Genomic DNA, 19158 nt, shown 5'->3' with positions numbered 1-19158 from the left:
CTCTGTGCGGCAGATCGCACATGCGTCGGTGGCCGATTCATCGCCGCCTATGATTGCACAGGGCGCAGCAGCAGCAGTGCGCCCGCCGCCGTCAGCGATCCCAGCGCCATGGCGAGCGCGACGATGGGCAGGCCGAAATTCAGGCTGAAGAGGAAACCGGCGATGATTGGCCCCAGCGCGGCGCCGCCCCGGCCCAAGCCGATCACTACCCCGGTGCCGCCGCCGCGCACGGAGGTTGGAAAGGATTGCGCGATGATCGCATAAAGGCCCACCACGCCCGCATTGGTGAAGAAGCCGGCCGCCGCTGCCACACCGGCAAGGCCTGAGAGGCTGGATTGCCCCTGGCCGAAGATCGTGACCATGACCGTGGAAGCCAGCATCGCGGCGATGACCAGCGCCCGAATGCTGATCCGCCAGCTCAGCAGGCTCAACAGCATCGCTCCGGCCAGGCCGCCGACATTGGCCCAGACCAGCACTCCGCCCGCGGCGGACGCAGCATATCCCATGTCGACCACGATCTTGGGCACCCATTTCAGGATGAAATAGAAGGTCATGATATGCGCGAAATAGGCGGCCGTCAGCAGGATGGTGACGCGAGCCAGCCCAGGCGCGAACAGCGCCGCGACCGATGCCCTGGGCGCGATCCCGTCGGGTGGAGGCAGGGCGCTCACCGGCTGATGCCGGTAGCGGACGAGCAGCGCGTTGACGCGCCCTAGCGCGCCCTCGGGCCGCCTTTGGAGCAGGAAGCCGATCGATTCAGGCAGCAACATATAGGCGAGAGGCAGGAAGAAGCCCGTCATGATGGCGCCGAACAGGAACACGTTGCGCCATTCGCCCGAAACCAGGATCAGGGAGGCGATGGAACCGCCGGCGATCGCGCCGATCGGATATCCGGCCGCCATGACCGCCACCGCCAGACTGCGTGACCGGGCATTGGAGAGTTCCGCCACCATCGCATTGGTGGACGCAAGCATCCCGCCGATCCCAAGGCCCGTCGCCAGACGGATGGCGGACAGGGAAAATATGCTGAAAGCCTGCGTGGCGGCCAGCATGCCGCCTGCCATGATGACCAGGCAGAGGAGGATCGTCGGGCGCCGGCCCATGCGATCGGCAAGCCCGCCCAGCAGTACCGATCCCGCCGCCATGCCGATCAGCTCCATCGACAGCACCAGCCCGAGCGCGGCGCGGTCCACGCGCCATTCGGCCGCAATGCCGGGCGAGGCGAAGCTGATCGCCAGCACGTCGAAACCGTCCAGCGCGTTGAGCAGAACGCACAGGATGATCGCCGCGATCTGCGAGCGCGCCATCGGCGCCTCATCCAGCAGGCGTCTGATGTCCCCCTTTTCTCCCGTCATCCTCGTCCTGCCTTCTTTTTTCAATCGACCGCGAATATATCCAGCCGCACATGGTCGCGATAGCGTGCAGCCGTGCAAAGGAAGATGGTGTGCCCAAGCCAGCCGTGGACATTGTCCTGGGCGACATCGAACCGCGGTGTGGTGCGGAAATAATAGAGCGCCGGATCGACATCCTCGCCTGCGGCGATCCGCGCCAGCACGGCGGCGGGCCCATGGCGATAACCGGGATTGACGATGGAGATGTTCGTCCCGTCCCTGGCTTCGATCGTATAGCGGGCAAATATGTCGGCGGTGCCGTCTGCGCGGATCGATTGCCAGTCCGCACCGCCGGCAAGCACCTTGCCCTCAAGCCGTGGCCCCTCGACAGTGCCGCCGGTGATCGGAATGATCCGCTTGCGTACGCCATCGACCATGCCCAACTCCCGCGGTTCGCCGATCAGTACGCGCAGGCGCATCGCCAGGCTCAGCGCGGGCACCGCCAGCGCGGGTTCTGCGGCCTTTGCCGCGGGGGCGATCGTCCCGCCCAGCGCCATGCCGGGCATGGCCTTCAGCAGCGCGCGGCGGCCGACTTCGTCGGTCATTCCGGCAATTCCGGGCCGAACAGCAGCCTCATCGCGTTCTGCTTCACGATCGGCGCCCGGACTTCCGGCTTGAACCCGGCCTCGTCAAAGGCGGCGATCCACTTGTCCGGCGGGATCAGCGGGAAATCGGAGCCGAACAGGAATTTATGCCCAAGCTGCCCATTGGCGTAGCGGACGATCTGGTCAGGAAAATAGCGCGGGCTCCATCCCGACAGATCGATGAAGATATTGGGCTTGTGCAGCGCCATGGAGAGGGACTCGTCGGTCCAGGGCCAGCCGGGATGCGCAAGGATGATCTTCATCCCCGGAAAATCGACCGCAACGTCATCCACCAATATGGGCTGGCCATATTTCAGGCGAATGCCGCCCCCGCCCGCCATTCCCGATCCCATGCCGCTATGGCCGGTGTGAAAGATGACCGGCAGTTGATGATCGTTGATCACCTCATAGAGCGGCCAGGCCATGCGGTCGCCGGGATCGAAATTCTGCAGCGGCGGATGGAATTTGAAGCCGCGCACGCCATGATCCTCGATCAGCCGCCGTGCCTCTATCGCGCCCCGTTTGCCCTTGTGCGGATCGATGGAGGCGAAGGCGATCATGATATCGCTGTTTTCCGCCGCTGCTTCCGCGATTTCCTCGTTCCGGATGCGCTGGATGCCGGTGCCCGCCTCCATGTCCACGGTGAACATGACGAAGCCGATCTGCCGCTCGCGATAATAGGCAAGGGTTTCCGGGATGGTCGGCCGGCGGCGAGGCGCCTTGAAATAGCGGGTGGCCGCATCGGCAAATTCACCGAAGATCGGGTCTTCGGGGTCATGGCAGCTGACCTCCGCATGCACGTGCATGTCGATGGCCCCGAGTTTGGCGAAATCCGCGCGCGTGGCTGCCATGATTCCCTCCGTTCGGCCTTTTCAGCCCGCCCTGGGGGCCGTCAGCATCAATGCGTCCAGCGCCACCGCTCCCTTGCCTTCGGGGTAGACGATCACCGGGTTGAGGTCGATCTCGCGAATGGACGGTTCGGCCAGCAGCACGCGGCCCAGCGTCGCGATGATCTGCGCCACGGCCTCCACGTCAAGTGCCGGCGATCCGCGAAAACCGCGAAGCAGGACGGCTTGCTTGAGCTGATGCAGTTCGCGCACGATCGCGTCCACCGGCAGGTCGGGCGTGAAAAGGCGCACATCCTGGAGGATCTCCGCCGTGACGCCGCCGAAACCGGCCAGGATCACCGGGCCCCAATCGGGATCGCCCTTCGCGCCGATGATCAGTTCCACGCCGCGCTCGCCCATGCCCTCCAGCAGGGCGCCGTCCAGCGTCAGTGCCGGGTCATGAGCCGCGACATTGGCGTACAGGCGCGCCCAGCCCGCCCGCAACTCGTCCGCATCGCGCAGGTTGAGCACCACGCCCCCCGCGTCGCTCTTGTGGCTGAGGTCGGCCGACTGCGCCTTAAGAGCGACCGGATAGCCGATCGTTTCGGCAGCGGACATTGCCTGTTCGACGCTGGTGCAGAAAGCGCCCTGGGGAAAGGGGATGCCGAATCGCGCCAATATCGCCTTCGCCCGATATTCGGGAATGACGCCGCCCTGGTCGGGCAGGGCGGCAGCGCCGAGCGGGCTGGTGTCGCCTTCGCTGAAGTCACGGCGGGCATGGTCGTTGAGGCGCTTCAATGCCCGCATCGCGCGTTCGGTCGAAGGGAAATAGGGGATGCCGAAGGCGCGAAGCTGATGGATATAGTCCTGCGCCACGTCGGCGCCCTCGTCCAACCCGGCGAAGATCACCGGCTTGGCAGGCCGCAGTTCGCCAACGGCACGCAGGATCGGAGGCAGCTTGATGCCGACGGTCACGGGATCGGTCTGGATGATCCCCGCGACGATGCTGCCGAACCGGTCGTCGTCGAACAGGGCGGCGAGCGTGCGGTAATAGAGGTCGGGATCGACCAGCCCCTGGGCCGTCAGGTCGAGCGGGTTGGAGACGCTGACGAAATCGGGCAGGGCGGCGCGCAGGGCGGGGGCATTGCTATCGTCCACCTTCGGCAGATCGAGGTCGAGCGCCTCGCAAAGGTCGAGCGTCAGCGCCTTGAACGCGCCGCTCTCTCCCAGCACGGCGACCCCGCCAGCGGGAATGGTCGGGCAACGCAGCGCGATTTCCGCAATGTCGCCCAGTTCCTCCAGCGTTTCGGCGAAGATTACGCCGGCGCGTTCAACCTTCACGCGCATCAATTGATAATCGCCCGCCATGGCGCCCGTATGAGTCGCGGCGGACTCGCGGGCCGCGCTCGACTTGCCGGGATGAAGCAGCACAATGGTCTTGCCCAGTGCCCGCGCGCGCCGGGCGGCGGCCAGGAAGCGCCGGGGCTTGCGGAACTGTTCGACGATCATGGCGATGACCTGGGTGGAGGCATCGTCCAGCAGATAGTCGACATAATCCTCCACTCCGGAGGCGGCTTCGTTACCGGTAGAGATGGAGAAGGAAAGGCCCAGGTCACGGCTTGCCAGCGTGGTGCCGAGGACACAGGCCATGGCGCCGCTCTGGGAGACGATGCCGATACCGGCGCGGTCGCCCAGCGGCCTGGCGTCCGTCTCGACGAAGGTCAGCGGCACGCGGTCGATGAAGTTGGTCATGCCAAGGCAATTGGGGCCTTCGACCACCATGCCCGTTTCCGCCGCGATCCGGCCGATTGCCCGCTGTTCGGCAAGGCCGTCCTCGCTGCCTTCGGCGAACCCCGCCGAGAAAATCACCGCCGCGCCCACCTTGCGGGCGGCGAGCGCCTGTACCGTTTCCAGCACTGCGACCCGCGGGATGGCCAGCACGGCGGCGTCCACGCCTTCCAGCAAGGCATCGACGGAGGGCAGGCAGGGGCGTCCGCCAATCTCCGCCCTTTTGGGGTTGATGAGGTGGATGTCCCCGGCAAATCCGTTGCGGGTCAGGTTGGAGAGCACTGACGCCCCCAGCGCGCCCGGCTTGTCCGACGCGCCGACGATCACGACCGAGCGGGGCCGCAACAGTCGGTCGAGCGAGGCGGCGGGCGCAGCGGGCAGGTTCAGGGTGTCGACCGTCATGGCCTGTCTCTCCAAAATCTGTCTGTCAGGACGGGCCGCGGGGCGGGGCGGCCCGATCGGTCGTCAGGCGCTCTGCCTCGACTTGTCATAGGCGCCCAGGCCCGGCTTGTAGCTCTTTTCGTCGATGAACTGCTTGATGCCTTCCTTGCGGCCTTCATTATCGTAGCTGTTGGCGGCCTCCTGCGCGCGGACCAGATAATCCTCGGCATTGTCATAGGTCATCTCGCGGACCCGGCGAATGGCATCCTTGGTCGCCTTCAGGGCCACCGGATTCTTGGTCAGCAGCACATTGGCGACCTGGGTGACGCGATCCTTCAACTGCGCGAGCGGCAGCGCTTCATTGACGAAGCCCCATTCGGCGGCCTTCTTGCCATCGACATTCTCGCCCATCAGCGAATGGTACATGGCATTGCGGAAATTGGTCAGCTCCGTGGCGACCTTGGCCGCGCCGCCGCCAGGCAGGATGCCCCAGTTGATTTCGGAAAGCCCGAACTGTGCCTCCTCGGCCGCAAAGGCCAGGTCGCAGGCAAAAAGCGGACCATAGCCGCCGCCGAAGCACCAGCCATTCACCATGGCGATGGTCGGCTTCTGATACCAGCGCAGCCGCCGCCACCAGCCATAGCTTTCCCGCTGTGCGTTGCGCGTGCCGGCCAGGCCATGTGCTTCGGTTTCGCGGAAATATTCCTTGAGGTCCATGCCCGCCGACCAGGCCGATCCTTCCCCGGAGAGGACAAGGACGCCGACATCGGCCCGAAACTCCAATTCGTCCAGGACGCGCATCATCTGGCGATTGAGGCGCGGCGACATGCAGTTGCGCTTGTCGGGTCGATTGAAGCTGACCCAGGCGATGCCGTTCTCGACCGTGAAGGCGACGGTTTCAAGCTCGGACTGTTCGACATTGTCGACATGCAGGATGTTGGTCATGGGAAAATCTCCGACAAAATCAGGAAAGATCGGTTCGGCCAAATTCAGATGGGATAATGGCCGGGCTGGGTCTCCATCGTGATCCAGCGCAATTCGGTGAAGCTGTCGATGCCGGCCTTGCCGCCAAACTTGCCATAGCCCGATGCCTTGACCCCGCCGAAGGGCATCTGGGCCTCGTCATGGACGGTCGGGCCGTTGACATGGCAGATGCCCGACTGGATCTGGCGCGCGACCTTCAGCCCGCGCGCGGTGTCGCGCGTGAAGACGGAGGCGGACAGGCCATATTCGCTGTCGTTGGCCAGCTCGATCGCATGCGCCTCGTCGCGGGCGCGAACGATGCCCACGACTGGGCCGAAGCTCTCCTCGCGAAACAGCTTCATGTTCGGGGTCACGTAATCGATGACATGGGCGGGCATCAGGACGCCGTTCGCGTCGCCGCCGTTGAGCTGCTTCGCGCCGGACGCGACCGCATCCTCGATCAGCGAGCGCACATGCGCGACCGTTTTGGTGTCGACCACCGCGCCCAGCGGCGTTTGGCCCAGGCGCGGGTCGCCAACCGCCATGGTGCTTGCTTTCGCCCGGAACTTTTCCGCAAAGGCATCGGCAACGGCATCGACGACGATGATCCGCTCGGTCGACATGCAGATCTGGCCCTGGTTCATGAAGGCGCCGAAGGCCGCCGCCTTCACGGCTTCGTCAAGATCCGCGTCCTCCAGCACGATCAGCGGCGCCTTGCCGCCCAGTTCGAGCAGGACCGGCTTCAGATGTTCGGCGCAGCGGCGCGCAATGATCCTGCCCACCGCGGTGGAGCCGGTGAAATTGACGCGACGCACCGCAGGATGGTCGATCATCGCTCCCACCACGTCCGCGGCGTCCTGCGGCGCATTGGTGATGAGGTTGACGATGCCGTCGCCAAGTCCCGCCTCGACAAAGGCCTGGATGATGAGGCCGTGCGTGCGCGGGCATTGTTCGGACGCCTTGAGCACCACCGTGTTGCCGCAGGCGAGCGGCACGGCGATCGCGCGGGTGGCAAGGATGATGGGAGCGTTCCAGGGCGCCATGGACAGCACCACGCCTGCCGCTTCGCGGACGGCCATGGCGATGCATCCGGGCTTGTCCGATGGAATGACCTCACCGCCGATCTGTGTGGTGAGGCTGGCGGCCTCCCGCACCATGGCGCTGGAAAGGGCGATGTTGAAACGCGCCCAGCCTTCGGTCGCGCCAATTTCCTCCATCATCGCATCGACAAAGTCGCCAGCCCTTGCGTCGAGCGCATCGGCCGCCTTCATCAGTGCGGCGCGGCGGGCGTTGGGGCCAAGCGCGGACCAGGCCGGAAACGCCGCCTTGGCCGCTTCCACGGCGGCGATGGCGTCATCCACGGTGGCCGCAGCGGCGCGGGTGGCGATGTCACCGGTCACGGGATTTGCGCGGTCGAAGGTGGACATGGCGGCACGCGATTCGCCGCCAATAACCAAGAGAATTTCCGATGCAGGCATATCCTGGCTCCTCATTATTGTTATGTAACATAGCAATATTGATTGTTCTGGGCAATAGCACTATTTCGAAGGTCATGGAAAAGCCGATCGCCGCCAAAACCCTGCAGGATCCCGTCGTTTCGCGGCTGGGCTATCTGTTGCGCCGGGCATCTTCCGCGATGATGACGGATCTTGGCGGCGCGCTGGCGGAGGTCGGGCTGCGGCCGGTGGAAGGCACGATCCTGATTCTGGTCGGCGCCAATCCGGGGTGCATCCAGATCGAACTGGGACGGATGCTGGGGATCAAGCGCGCCAATATGGTGCCTCTCGTATCGGGGCTCGCAGGGCGCGGCTATCTTGAAAAGACGCCGGTCGACGGACGGTCTCTGGCCTTGACGCTGACGGAGGCGGGGGAGGCGATGCGTCGGCAGGTCGAACAGATCATGGACGCGCACGAAGCGCGCTTTGCGCGATCACTGGCGGGGCAGGATCAGGCGGCGCTGCGCACGGCGCTTCTGACGATCGCGCAGGCCGGGCAGGATGATATGGCCTGACCGGTCGTCCTGCCCGCGATGACGCCAGTTGACTGGCACCATCGCCGATCAACAGCCAGGGCTACGCCGGAAACGGCCGGGCGCTCATTCCACTTGATCGACATGGAGCGCGCCCCGCTGCAACTGGTCCCGCTCGATGCTCTGGAACAGCGCGGTGAAATTGCCCTCGCCAAAGCCCTCGTCCTTCTTGCGCTGGATGAATTCGAAGAAGACAGGGCCGATCTGCGGTTGCGCAAAGATCTGGAGCAGGAGGCGGGGGTCGCCGTCCTGCGTCGATCCGTCGAGCAGGATGCCGCGCGCCTGCAACTCGCCCACCGGCTCGCCATGGCCGGGCAGTCGCTCTTCCAGCATCTCGTAATAGGTGGCGGGCGGCGCGGCCATCAGCGGCACGCCCAGCGCCTTGAGCCTGTCCCAGGCAGCGATCAGGTCGTCGCACAGCAGCGCGATGTGCTGGATGCCCTCGCCATTATAGGCGCGCAGGAACTCCTCAATCTGGCCGCCGCCCGCCTTGCCTTCCTCGTTCAGGGGGATGCGGATCTTGCCATCGGGCGCGGTCATCGCCTTGCTGGTCAGGCCGGTATATTCGCCCTTGATGTCGAAATAGCGGATCTCGCGAAAGCCGAATACGCGCTCGTAGAAGCTGGCCCAATGGGCCATGCGGCCGCCATAGACATTGTGGGTGAGGTGATCGATGATCCTGAAGCCCGCTCCTTCGGGGTGACGTTCCACGCCCGGCTCATAGACAAAGTCGATGTCGTAGATCGACAGGCCGCCATTCTCGTCCTCGTAGCGGTCGATGAGATAGATGATCGATCCCCCAATGCCGCGCACGGCGGGCAGGCGCAGTTCCATGGGGCCGGTGCGGACCTCCACCGGCTCCGCCCCGCGCGCGATGGCAAGGTCATATGCCTTGGCCGCATCCTTCACCCGCCAGCCCATGCCGCAGGCGGATGCGCCATGCTCCGCGGCGAAATAGGCGGCCGGGCTGCGCGGCTCGTAGTTCGCGATCAGGTTGATGCCGCCCTGGCGCCACAGTTGCACGTCCTTGGAGCGGTGACGGGCGATCAGGATGAAGCCCATGGCGGCGAAGACCGGCTCCAGCAGGCCCTTTTCGGGCGCGCTGAACTCCACGAACTCGAAGCCGTCGAGACCGATGGGGTTGTCGAACAGGCTCATATCTTCTTCCTCTCTGGTTCTGGTTGGCTGGCGATGCTATCGGTCACTGGGCTCAGGGCGGCCCTTCCGCGATCGCGTCACAGCCTTCCGCCGCGGTGCAGTGGAGAATGGCGGGGGGACGTCACGCGTTCGCCTTCCCGTGGGCATAGGCCTGCGTGCCCGCATGGAGGACCCGATCCGTCGGCAACAAGCAGCCTACGTCGATCGCTTCCTGATCGCGCAGGCGATCGTAGATCGGTCCCAGATCAGCGTCTCGCGTCTGCTGCAGCAGGTCTTCGAAGCTGTCGATCACGAAATAATTCTGCTGGTAATCGTCGATGCGGTACAGCGAGCGCATGACCCGTTCCAGGTCGAAACCGATGCGGTTGGGTGACGGATCATCGATGGCGAACAGGCTTTCTCCGTAGGACGACACGATACCTGCGCCATAAAGCTTGAGATCGCCGCCGTCCCGGATCAGTCCGAACTCGACCGTGTACCAGTAGAGCCGCGCAAGGGCATCGATCATGCCCAGCCTGGCGGCGCGCAACCCTCCCTCGCCATAGGCCTGCATATAATCGGCGAACACCGGATGCACGAGCAGCGGCACATGCCCGAACACGTCATGGAAGATGTCCGGTTCCTCCAGGTAATCCAGCTGCTCGGGCGTACGGATGAAGCGCCCCGCGACGAAGCGGCGGTTGGCGAGATGCTCGAAAAATATCTCGTCGGGAACGAGGCCCGGCACGGCGACGACCTGCCAGCCGGTTGCGCGGAACAGACGATCGTTGAGTTCGTCGAAATCAGGAATGCCCGGTTTCGACATGCGAAGTACGTCAAGGCCTTCCATGAAGGCAGGTATGACCCTGGTCGGCAGCATATTGGCCTGGCGGGCAAACAGCCGGTCCCACATCGCATGTTCGGCCGCGCTATAGGACGCCCAGTCCTGGGGGACGGTCCAGTCGGCTGCCGCTCCGGGCGGCGGTGCATCCATATGTGCCATGCCGAGATAATAGCAGCATTGCGTGAAAATCCGTTTCAATTTTCCAGTTAAATTGCGAAAAGGTGAAATAGATTCATCATATTTTACGGATTTACGAAATAATTTCTGTCAACGGTATCCACGACCTGCCGCTCGCAGTATTTTCCAACAGGACGATGACGTTGCGGCGGTCAGTGGTTGTTATGATATTGGAGTATATCAATCTCCTCACCGGATATTTGCTGCCCTCGTGGATCATCGCGTCGCGGCGGATGAGCCCACTCCACATCAACCGGACAGCGGCCGGCGGAAGAAACCGCGTGATTGCGACGATACGGGCTTTCCGAATCGGGCGAATCCTTCTTTGGTGCAGGATGCGGCGCGATCAGGTCGCCACGCGATATATGAAGATGAAGGGTTCATGGAAGCAGACGGCGCCATATTGAAGGATGAGGATTATGCGGCGCTGGCGGAATTCCGTTTCGCCTTGCGGCAGTTTCAGGCGTTCAGCAGCGACCGGGCGGCCCAGATGGGGCTTACCCCGCAGCAGCATCAGGCTTTGCTCGCGCTGCGGGCCGCTCCTGCGGAGGATGCCACTGTCGGTTATGTAGCGCGGCGCCTGTTGTTGAAACCCCATAGCGCGACCGGACTGGTGGATCGGCTGGAAAAGCTGGGATTGGTGACGCGCCATGCCAGCGCCACCGACCGGCGGCGATCGCAACTGCGTTTGACGCCGGATGCGTTGGACTTGCTGGCGAAGCTGTCCGCCACGCATCGGGACGAGATCCGCCGGCTGCGCCCCTTGCTCAACCAGTTGCTGGCGCGCTTTGCATAGAGCAGTGCATTGCCGTGTTCGATCGGGCAACTGACGGCGAAGCCGCCGCAGGATCATGCGACAGTCATTTGCGCGCTGCCGTAAGCGCGCGAGCACCGGGAAGCAGTGCCCTCAAGGCCCCCGTCAAGGTCCCCGTCGGTGATGCAGGCGCGGAACCGCGTCGGACTGGCGGCGGATCAGGCTGCAGTTCAGTTGCGCCAATCCCTTGACGTCCAACTCGTCTCCGCCCTTCATCGCTTCGGCCAGCAGCGTCATGGCGGCGCGACTCATATCGCGGATCGGCTGGCGAATGGTGGTGAGCGTGGGCCAGATCGCGGCGGCAAGCGGCGTGTCATCGAAACCGCAGACGGTCAGATCGGCCGGCACGTTGATCTGCCGCTGATGCGCGATGGTGATGGTCGCGGCCGCCATATCGTCATTGCAGGCGAAGATGGCCGTCGGCGGCGTCTCCAGGCTGAGCAGATGCGCTGCCGCTTCCAGCCCGGAGCGGTAGCTGAAATCACCTTCGACGATATAGTCCTCTTCGACCGGCAGGCCCTGTGCCGTCATCGCGGCGCGAAAGCCTTCCAGCCGCCGCGCGCTGGAACGATGCTGGGGATTGCCCTGGATGAAGGCGATGCGCCGGTGCCCCAGGTCAATCAGATGCCGCGTCATCTCGCCTGCGGCCTGCCGGTCGTCGATCGCGACCACCATCATGCCACGGCTTTCGTCCGGCGCGATCGCGACCCATGGAATGCCGTGCCGGGAGAGCGCCTGCGCCAGTTCGTCCCAGTCGCACAAAGGCGGGGGCACGATGACGCCGGATACGCGGGCTTGCAGGATCTGGGCGATGATATCTTCCACGGCGGCGCCGGTTTCGCATAGTTCGACCACCAGATGGAGATGATGCTTCGCGGCCTCGTCCAGCCCACCCAGCAGCAGTTCGCCCAGATAGGCCGAAGTGGTGGTGTTGCGGTAAAGAAGGGCTACCCGCCGATCCTCTCCGCCTGCCAGCGCCCGCGCGGAGGCATTGGGTGCATAATTCAGGTCCGCGATCGCCTTTTCCACCCGGGCGCGGGTTTGGGGGCTGACCCAGCTCTGCTTGTTGGCGACGCGCGACACGGTCATCACCGACACGCCGGCTCGCGCAGCGACTTCCCGGATTGTCGGCGGCTTTCGTTCGTTCATGATCGCTCACCGCTTAGCCTTTGTGGCCATTGAATGCCAGTCATGGATTGCCCGGCGCGTAGGGAAAGTTGAGCGACTTATACCAATTCAGATCATGGTCCGGCGCCGCCGCGTCAGCGGGCAGTGGACGTTTGGATATGGACTGGAAATAGGCGATGCTGGCGTCGCGCCACCATTTCGCCTCACGATGCTGGATGCCCAGGAATGTCCGGGTCTGGGCGAAGCGTTCCGCGTCGATGAAGGGGCGCAGGCTGTCCCATGTCCTGCGCATGGCCGCGACATAGGCCACGCCTGCATCATAATGATGGATGAGACCGTTCCACAGTGTCTCGCCCGATTTCAGCTTCGCGTCCCAACCGACATGATGGAACCAGAGGAGGTCGCGTTCCGGCGTCGTTTTCGGGTTTGCCAGCATCTTCGCGACCGGCGGCGCATATTGGGCGACGGCATTGCTGCCGGTCTTCGTCCGGTCAAAGCCGATCCCGCCGGCGTCCGCCTTGTGATAATAGACCGGGTTCCATTCGGGCCGCGCCAGGTCCGAAATCCAGGGCGCAGGGCCGTAATGATGGCCAGTGCCCATGACATGGGCGAGGCCAAGCGGCGTCATGTAATCGACCGCCGCTTCACGCGATCCCATCATCATTGCAACGACAGGATCGAGCAGCCTGGCGTCGGTCGAGAAGGTCTGCGCCGCCCATTCGCGGGCGATCGCCTCCGCCGGGAGATCGGGATTCCAGGCGAGGCGACCGAAGGCATACCAGTCCGCCTGGTTGAAGATCGATCCGCTCCAGTCGCGGTCGGCGCCGATATTGGCGACACCGGCAATGCCGGTCAGCTTGTGGCCCTCCAGCGATCCGTCAATCACCCTTGCCACCGTCGATCCCTTGCCGCGGGCGAAGGTGTCGCTCTTCAGCGTCTCCTCGAACAGGGGGCCAAGATAGGTGAGATGGGTCGATTGGCCGAGATATTCCTTGGTGATCTGGAATTCCATCATCAGCGGCGTTCGGGGCATCGCCCCGAACAGCGGATGGAATGGCTCGCGCGGCTGGAAGTCTATCGCGCCATTCTTCACCTGCACCAGCACATTGTCGGCGAACCGGCCGTCCAGCGGCTTGAAGTCGTCATAGGCCTGTTTCGCTCGGTCGTCCGGATTGTCATGCGCGTAGACGAAAGCGCGCCACATCACGATCCCGCCATGCGGCTTCACGGCGGCGGCCAGCATGTTCGCGCCGTCGGCATGGGTGCGCCCGTAATCCTGGGGTCCGGGCTGTCCTTCGCTGTTTGCCTTCACCAGGAAACCGCCAAAATCGGGGATGGCCCTGTAGATTTCGTCGGCCTTCGCCTTCCACCAGGCGGCAACGGCGGGATCAAGCGGGTCGGCGGTCTTCAGGCCGGAAAGCTCCATCGGGGCTGTCCATTTCACCGACAGATAGACCTTGATGCCATAGGGCCTGAACACGTCCGCCAATGCCGCCGCCTTGGCGATATAGGGTGCCGTCAGGCTATCCGACCTGGCGTTCACATTGTTGAGCACCGTGCCGTTGATGCCGATCGAGGCGTTGGCGCGGGCATAGTCGGTGTATCGCGGCCCCTTCCAGTCCGGCAGGCGCCACCAGTCCCAGATGGATTGTCCGGCATAGCCGCGCTCCACCGTGCCATCCAGATTGTCCCAATGGTTGAGCAGCCGCAGCTTCATGCGCGGGGCGCTGCGGATGTCCAGCCGATCGAGCGAAGCGCCGGTTTCCGCCAGCCGCAAATAGGCATAGGCGCCATAGAGCAGGCCCGCATCGCCATTGGCCGCGATCAGCGTTACTGGCTGGCCGTCCACGGCGATGCTGCGGATTGCATAACCCTCCTCGCCCAGCCCATCGAGCTTGATCGGCAGATCAGGTGCTGACGCTGGCGTGGCGAGCCAGATCGCGCCGGCCCTCGGTCCATCGACGAGCAGCGGCGCCGTACCACTTGCAGCGGAAAGGCCGCGCAGCAGTTCATCCCGCGCGGCGATCGCCGTCGCGCTGCGACCGGGCGCGACAATGGCCGTTGCGTGACGCGCCAGTTCGCCGTCGTCTGCCACCTTTGTGTGACGCAACCATAGATCATAGCCGTCCTCCGCCAGTGCCGGCGTGGTCATCAGGGCGGTTGCCACCGTCCAACAAAACAGGCGCGCAATCATGGCTCCCCTTCCTCTCCTGTGTCACGGCCACATCGAAGGCCATTGACAGGTTCCTATTGCATGAGCAATGTTACCGTTATCAGTTTTAATCCGGCCAGTTCCAATCCGGCAAGCGAAAAGCGCGGCCTTGGCGAAAAAGGGGGGAGAGGTGTTCGTGATCCGGTCCTGTACGCTGTCATGCGCGGTTTCGGCGGCAGCCCTGGCCTTTGCCGCGCCCGTTGCGTCCGTCGCGGCGGCGCCCGCATCCGCGACCTCCAGGCCGCTCTACAAGGATGCGAGCGCTCCCATCGAATCGCGGATCGATGATCTGCTGGCGCGCATGACGCTGGACGAGAAAATCGCGCAGATCACGGCGGTATGGACCGACAAGGTCAAGATATTCGACGACCGGCTGCAACTTGATCCGCCGAAGCTGGCGCAGGTCTATCCTCATGGTATCGGGCAGTTCACCCGCCCTTCGGACGCCAAGGGCGCCTTCTCCCCTCGAGAAGTGCCCGGCCGCGATCCACGCCAGACCGTGGCGCTGGTCAACGCGCTGCAACGCTGGGCGACGACGCAGACGCGGCTGGGCATTCCGATCCTTTTCCATGAGGAAGGTCTGCACGGCTATGCGGCTGTTGGCGCTACCAGCTTTCCGCAGTCCATCGCGATGGCCTCGTCCTGGGACCCGGACATGCTGCGCGAGGTGAATGCGGTCATCGCCCGCGAAATCCGTTCGCGCGGTGTCAGCCTCGTCCTTTCGCCGGTGGTCGACATCGCCCGCGATCCGCGTTGGGGGCGGATCGAGGAAACCTATGGCGAAGACCCCTATCTGGTCGGAGAGATGGGCGTGGCCGCCGTGGAGGGCCTGCAGGGCAAGGGCCATGCGCGCCTGCTGCTGCCGGGCAAGGTGTTCGCGACGCTCAAGCATCTGACGGGCCATGGCCAGCCCGAAAGCGGCACCAATGTCGGTCCGGCGCCGGTTTCCGAACGCGAACTGCGGGAGAATTTCTTTCCGCCCTTCGAACAGGTGGTGAAACGCACTGGGATCGAGGCGGTGATGGCCAGCTATAATGAGATAGACGGCGTGCCCTCGCATGCCAATCACTGGCTGCTGCATGATGTGCTGCGCGGTGAATGGGGCTTCAGGGGCGCGGTGGTCAGCGACTATTCGGCGATCGACCAGTTGATGAGCATCCACCATATCGCCGGCAATCTGGAGCAGGCGGCGGGGCGTGCTTTGGAGGCGGGCGTGGACGCGGACCTGCCCGATGGCCTGTCCTATGCGACGCTCGGCAAGCTGGTCCGCGAGGGCAAGGTCAGCGAGGCACAGGTCGATCAGGCGGTACGGCATATGCTGGAACTGAAGTTCCGCGCTGGCCTGTTCGAAAATCCTTATGCGGACGCTGCTGCCTCGGAAAAGATCACGAACAACCCCGAAGCCCGCGCCCTGGCGCTGAAGGCGGCGCAGCGATCGATCACCCTGCTCAAGAATGACGGCATGTTGCCGCTGAAGCCCCAAGGCGCCATCGCCGTGATCGGGCCGAGCGCCGCCGTGGCGCGTCTGGGCGGCTATTATGGCCAGCCGCCGCACAAGGTTTCGATCCTCGACGGCATAAAGGCCAAGGTCGGCGCCAAGGCGAAGATCGTCTTCGCGCAGGGCGTCAAGATCACCGAAAATGACGACTGGTGGGAGGATAAGGTCACGAAATCCGACCCCGCCGAAAATCGCCGGCTGATTGCCGAGGCCGTTGAGGCAGCGCGCAATGTCGACCGCATCGTGCTGACGCTGGGCGATACGGAGCAATCGAGCCGCGAAGGCTGGGCGGACAATCATCTGGGCGACCGGTCCAGCCTCGATCTCGTGGGCGAACAGCAGGAACTGTTCGATGCGCTCAAGGCGCTGGGCAAGCCGATCACCGTGGTCCTGATCAACGGCCGCCCTGCCTCCACCGTCAGGGTGTCGGAACAGGCGAACGCGATTCTCGAAGGCTGGTATCTGGGCGAGCAGGGCGGCAATGCCGTGGCGGATGTGTTGTTCGGCGACGTCAATCCGGGCGGCAAGCTGCCGGTGACCATCCCGCGCTCGGTCGGGCAATTGCCGATATTCTACAATGTGAAGCCGAGCGCGCGGCGCGGCTATCTGTTCGACACCACCGACCCACTTTATCCCTTCGGCTTCGGCCTCAGCTATACGAGCTTCGACCTGTCCGCGCCGCGCCTGTCGCCCGCGAAGATCGGCGTGGGCGGAACGACCAGCGTGTCGGTCGACGTGCGCAACAGTGGCCAGCGCGAAGGCGATGAGGTCGTGCAGCTCTACATCCGCGACAAGGTCAGTTCCGTCACCCGGCCGATCAAGGAGCTGAAGGGCTTTCGGCGCGTGACGCTGAAGCCCGGAGAGGTCCGCACCGTCACCTTCACGGTCGGGCCGGAAGCGCTGCAGATGTGGAATGATCATATGGACCGCGTGGTCGAGCCGGGCGATTTCGAGATCATGACCGGCAACAGTTCGGTCGCACTGAAATCGGCAACGCTGACGGTGGCGCCATGAGGGACTTTGCGCGTCGCCAGGCGTTGGGCCTGTTCGCCTCGACATCGCTGATGGCGGCGGCACCCGCTGCCGCTAGGGGGAAGGCGGGACCGCTCTACAAGGATGCCTCCGCCCCCATCGACCTGCGCGTCAGGGACCTGCTGGCGCGCATGACGCTGGAGGAGAAAGTCGGCCAGATCATCGCGCTTTGGGCGACCAAGGCCGACATCATGGACGATCTGACCTTCTCGCCCGCCAAGGCGAGCAGGGCCTATCCTGACGGTTTCGGCCAGATCACCCGCCCGTCGGACCGGCGTGGCGCGTCCAACGGATCGACCCAGGCAGGCGGCGTCGGTGCGCGCTGGCGCACGCCTGCGGATACGGTCGCCTTCATCACCGCTGTCCAGAAATGGGCGATGGAGGAAACGCGGCTGGGCATCCCAGTGCTGTTCCATGAGGAATCGCTGCATGGGCTTATGGCGACGGATGCGACCATGTTCCCCATGGCGATCGGGCTCGCGGGCAGTTTCGACCGCCAGTTGATGGAGGATGTCCAGTCCGTCATCGCCCGGGAGGTCCGGGCGCGCGGTGTCCATCTGGCGCTTTCCCCGGTGGTGGACATCGCCCGCGATCCGCGCTGGGGCCGCATCGAGGAAAGCTTTGGTGAAGATCCCTATCTCTGTGGCGAGATGGGCGTGGCCGCGGTGCGCGGCCTTCAGGGCGAAGGCAGGCAGATCGGCCCCGACAAGGTCATGGCGACGCTCAAGCACATGACCGGCCATGGCCAGCCCCAGGGAGGCGAGAATATCGCGCCCGCGCCGATTTCCGAGCGGGAGCTGCGCGAGAATTTCTTTCCACCTTTCCGCGCCGTGGTGAAGCGCACGGGCATCGCCGCCGTCATGCCGTCCTATAACGAGATAGACGGCGTGCCCTCGCATCAGAACCGCTGGCTGCTGAACGACATATTGCGCGGCGAATGGCATTTCGACGGCGCGGTGGTCAGCGATTATGGAGCGGTCCACGAACTGGACAGCATTCATCATGTCCAGCCCGATGCGGAAGCGGCGGCACGCGCCGCGCTGCGGGCGGGCGTCGATTGCGAGCTGCCCGATGGCCAGACCTACCGGACGCTCGTCGAACAGGTCCGTGCGGGCAAAGTGCCGCTTGAGGCGGTCGATCTGGCCTGCACCCGGATGCTGACGCTCAAGTTCCGTGCGGGCCTGTTCGAAAATCCCTGGCCGCGCAAGGATCATGAGCGGCTGATCGGCAATGCTCAGGCGCGCGCCCTGGCGTTGAAGGCTGCGCATCGTTCGATCGTCCTGCTCAGCAATGACGGCACGTTGCCCCTTACCCCCGGCGCGCATGGCAGGGTGGCGGTGATCGGTCCCAATGCCGCTGTCGCGCGACTGGGCGGTTACAGCAGCATTCCGCGCCAGACCGTCTCCCTGCTGGAAGGCGTGCGGGCAAAGCTCAAGGGCAAGGCGGAGGTCGTCCACGCCCAGGGCGTCTTCATCACCCGGAATGAGGATCGCTCGGCGGACGAGGTGCTGCTGGCCGATCCGGCGCGGAACCGCGAACTGATCGCGCAGGCGGTCGAGCTTGCGAAAACGGCGGACATCATCCTTCTGGCTATCGGCGACACGGAACAGACCAGTCGGGAAGGCTTTGCGAAGAACCATCTGGGCGATCGTACGAGCCTGGACCTGCTGGGCGAGCAGAACGATCTTTTCGCGGCCTTGAAGGCGACGGGCAAGCCGGTGGTGGTATGCGCCATCAACGGCCGCCCGCCCAGCTATGCCGCGGTGGCGGAGGGCGCCAATGTGCTGCTGGAATGCTGGTATCCGGGGCAGGAGGGCGGCACGGCCATGGCCGACATATTGTTCGGGGACGTCAATCCCGGCGCGAAGCTGCCCGTGACGGTGGCGCGCGACGCTGGGCAGATCCCGATCTTCTACAACCGCAAGCCGTCGGCCCGGCGCGGCTATGTGTTCGAGGATATCTCGCCGCTTTTCCCCTTCGGCTTCGGCCTCAGCTACACCCGTTTCGAATTCGCCCCGCCCCGCCTGTCGTCGCCGCGCATCGGCACGGGTGGCGAGGTGACGGTGGAGGTCGATGTCCGCAATGCGGGGCAGAGGGCAGGGGATGAGGTCGTCCAGCTTTATGTCCGGGACCAGACCGCCAGCGTCACCCGGCCGATCAAGGAACTGAAGGGCTTCGAACGCATCACGCTGGCTCCCGGCGAAAGCCGCACCGTGCGCATCACGCTGACGCCCGCCGCATTCGCGCTCTGGAATCTCGACATGGAGGAGGTGGTCGAACCCGGCCTGTTCGACATCATGACCGGGCCGGACAGCGAGAATCTCCAGAAAATCACGCTCGAAATTATCTGAAC

14 protein-coding genes are annotated in these 19158 nt (G+C 64.4%); 4 read left to right on the top strand and 10 right to left on the bottom strand.

The window, feature by feature from the left end:
* Nucleotides 1-47: 47 nt before the first annotated feature.
* The 6 genes from MRBLSP13_RS01880 to MRBLSP13_RS01855 form a co-directional block, all read right to left on the bottom strand.
* Complete coding sequence (locus MRBLSP13_RS01880; RefSeq protein WP_363736364.1) at nt 48-1355, bottom strand: MFS transporter; 1308 nt, start codon at nt 1353-1355, stop codon at nt 48-50.
* Between the two features lie 20 nt (nt 1356-1375).
* Nucleotides 1376-1936 carry a DUF3237 domain-containing protein gene (locus tag MRBLSP13_RS01875; protein WP_363736362.1) on the bottom strand — a complete coding sequence of 187 codons (561 nt, stop codon included), beginning with the start codon at nt 1934-1936 and terminating at the stop codon, nt 1376-1378.
* The gene (locus MRBLSP13_RS01870; RefSeq protein WP_363736360.1) at nt 1933-2826 is read right to left on the bottom strand and encodes an amidohydrolase family protein; all 894 of its coding nucleotides are present in this window, start codon (nt 2824-2826) and stop codon (nt 1933-1935) included. The genes MRBLSP13_RS01875 and MRBLSP13_RS01870 overlap by 4 nt, the downstream gene beginning before the upstream one ends.
* Before the next feature lie 21 nt (nt 2827-2847).
* A complete protein-coding gene (locus MRBLSP13_RS01865; RefSeq protein WP_363752310.1) occupies nt 2848-4992 on the bottom strand; it encodes an acetate--CoA ligase family protein in 2145 nt (714 codons plus the stop codon).
* Nucleotides 4993-5055: 63 nt separating this feature from the next.
* Nucleotides 5056-5916, bottom strand: a complete 861-nt coding sequence (locus tag MRBLSP13_RS01860; protein WP_363736357.1) for a p-hydroxycinnamoyl CoA hydratase/lyase — start codon at nt 5914-5916, stop codon at nt 5056-5058.
* 44 nt (nt 5917-5960) lie between these two features.
* Nucleotides 5961-7361, bottom strand: a complete 1401-nt coding sequence (locus MRBLSP13_RS01855) for an aldehyde dehydrogenase (protein ID WP_363752307.1) — start codon at nt 7359-7361, stop codon at nt 5961-5963.
* Between the two features lie 125 nt (nt 7362-7486).
* On the opposite strand from MRBLSP13_RS01855, the gene MRBLSP13_RS01850 reads away from it, so the two are divergent.
* A complete protein-coding gene (locus MRBLSP13_RS01850) occupies nt 7487-7945 on the top strand; it encodes a MarR family winged helix-turn-helix transcriptional regulator (RefSeq protein WP_363736355.1) in 459 nt (152 codons plus the stop codon).
* A gap of 84 nt (nt 7946-8029) precedes the next feature.
* On the opposite strand, the gene hppD is transcribed toward MRBLSP13_RS01850, so the two are convergent.
* Both hppD and phhA read right to left on the bottom strand, forming a co-directional pair.
* Nucleotides 8030-9121, bottom strand: a complete 1092-nt coding sequence (gene hppD / locus MRBLSP13_RS01845) for a 4-hydroxyphenylpyruvate dioxygenase (RefSeq protein ID WP_363736353.1) — start codon at nt 9119-9121, stop codon at nt 8030-8032.
* Nucleotides 9122-9242: 121 nt separating this feature from the next.
* Complete coding sequence (gene phhA, locus MRBLSP13_RS01840; protein WP_363736889.1) at nt 9243-10103, bottom strand: phenylalanine 4-monooxygenase; 861 nt, start codon at nt 10101-10103, stop codon at nt 9243-9245.
* A gap of 400 nt (nt 10104-10503) precedes the next feature.
* Between phhA and MRBLSP13_RS01835 the strand changes: the two genes are divergently transcribed.
* Nucleotides 10504-10917: a MarR family winged helix-turn-helix transcriptional regulator gene (locus MRBLSP13_RS01835; protein ID WP_133651376.1), complete on the top strand. Its 414-nt coding sequence runs from the start codon at nt 10504-10506 to the stop codon at nt 10915-10917.
* 123 nt (nt 10918-11040) lie between these two features.
* On the opposite strand, the gene MRBLSP13_RS01830 is transcribed toward MRBLSP13_RS01835, so the two are convergent.
* Together MRBLSP13_RS01830 and MRBLSP13_RS01825 are read right to left on the bottom strand one after the other, a co-directional pair.
* Nucleotides 11041-12084: a LacI family DNA-binding transcriptional regulator gene (locus MRBLSP13_RS01830; RefSeq protein ID WP_133651375.1), complete on the bottom strand. Its 1044-nt coding sequence runs from the start codon at nt 12082-12084 to the stop codon at nt 11041-11043.
* Nucleotides 12085-12124: 40 nt separating this feature from the next.
* Nucleotides 12125-14257 carry an alpha-glucuronidase family glycosyl hydrolase gene (locus MRBLSP13_RS01825; protein ID WP_363752304.1) on the bottom strand — a complete coding sequence of 711 codons (2133 nt, stop codon included), beginning with the start codon at nt 14255-14257 and terminating at the stop codon, nt 12125-12127.
* A 154-nt stretch (nt 14258-14411) separates the two neighbouring features.
* On the opposite strand from MRBLSP13_RS01825, the gene MRBLSP13_RS01820 reads away from it, so the two are divergent.
* Both MRBLSP13_RS01820 and MRBLSP13_RS01815 read left to right on the top strand, forming a co-directional pair.
* Nucleotides 14412-16787: a glycoside hydrolase family 3 N-terminal domain-containing protein gene (locus tag MRBLSP13_RS01820; RefSeq protein WP_363752301.1), complete on the top strand. Its 2376-nt coding sequence runs from the start codon at nt 14412-14414 to the stop codon at nt 16785-16787.
* On the top strand, nt 16784-19156 hold the full coding sequence (locus tag MRBLSP13_RS01815) for a glycoside hydrolase family 3 N-terminal domain-containing protein (RefSeq protein ID WP_363752299.1): 2373 nt from the start codon (nt 16784-16786) through the stop codon (nt 19154-19156). The genes MRBLSP13_RS01820 and MRBLSP13_RS01815 overlap by 4 nt, the downstream gene beginning before the upstream one ends.
* Nucleotides 19157-19158: the final 2 nt, after the last annotated feature.

Source organism: Sphingobium sp. LSP13-1-1.1, from assembly GCF_040676415.1.
Classification (GTDB): Bacteria; Pseudomonadota; Alphaproteobacteria; order Sphingomonadales; family Sphingomonadaceae; genus Sphingobium.
This window is presented reverse-complemented; position numbering and strand designations above follow the sequence as displayed.

Excerpts from the sequence above, each read along its gene's own strand:
- MRBLSP13_RS01880 (WP_363736364.1), bottom strand. The coding sequence starts at position 1,355 with ATGACGGGAGAAAAGGGGGACATCAGACGCCTGCTGGATGAGGCGCCG.
- MRBLSP13_RS01875 (WP_363736362.1), bottom strand. The coding sequence starts at position 1,936 with ATGACCGACGAAGTCGGCCGCCGCGCGCTGCTGAAGGCCATGCCCGGC.
- MRBLSP13_RS01870 (WP_363736360.1), bottom strand. The coding sequence starts at position 2,826 with ATGGCAGCCACGCGCGCGGATTTCGCCAAACTCGGGGCCATCGACATG.
- MRBLSP13_RS01865 (WP_363752310.1), bottom strand. The coding sequence starts at position 4,992 with ATGACGGTCGACACCCTGAACCTGCCCGCTGCGCCCGCCGCCTCGCTC.
- MRBLSP13_RS01860 (WP_363736357.1), bottom strand. The coding sequence starts at position 5,916 with ATGACCAACATCCTGCATGTCGACAATGTCGAACAGTCCGAGCTTGAA.
- MRBLSP13_RS01855 (WP_363752307.1), bottom strand. The coding sequence starts at position 7,361 with ATGTCCACCTTCGACCGCGCAAATCCCGTGACCGGTGACATCGCCACC.
- MRBLSP13_RS01850 (WP_363736355.1), top strand. The coding sequence starts at position 7,487 with ATGGAAAAGCCGATCGCCGCCAAAACCCTGCAGGATCCCGTCGTTTCG.
- hppD (WP_363736353.1), bottom strand. The coding sequence starts at position 9,121 with ATGAGCCTGTTCGACAACCCCATCGGTCTCGACGGCTTCGAGTTCGTG.
- phhA (WP_363736889.1), bottom strand. The coding sequence starts at position 10,103 with ATGGCACATATGGATGCACCGCCGCCCGGAGCGGCAGCCGACTGGACC.
- MRBLSP13_RS01835 (WP_133651376.1), top strand. The coding sequence starts at position 10,504 with ATGGAAGCAGACGGCGCCATATTGAAGGATGAGGATTATGCGGCGCTG.
- MRBLSP13_RS01830 (WP_133651375.1), bottom strand. The coding sequence starts at position 12,084 with ATGAACGAACGAAAGCCGCCGACAATCCGGGAAGTCGCTGCGCGAGCC.
- MRBLSP13_RS01825 (WP_363752304.1), bottom strand. The coding sequence starts at position 14,257 with ATGATTGCGCGCCTGTTTTGTTGGACGGTGGCAACCGCCCTGATGACC.
- MRBLSP13_RS01815 (WP_363752299.1), top strand. The coding sequence starts at position 16,784 with ATGAGGGACTTTGCGCGTCGCCAGGCGTTGGGCCTGTTCGCCTCGACA.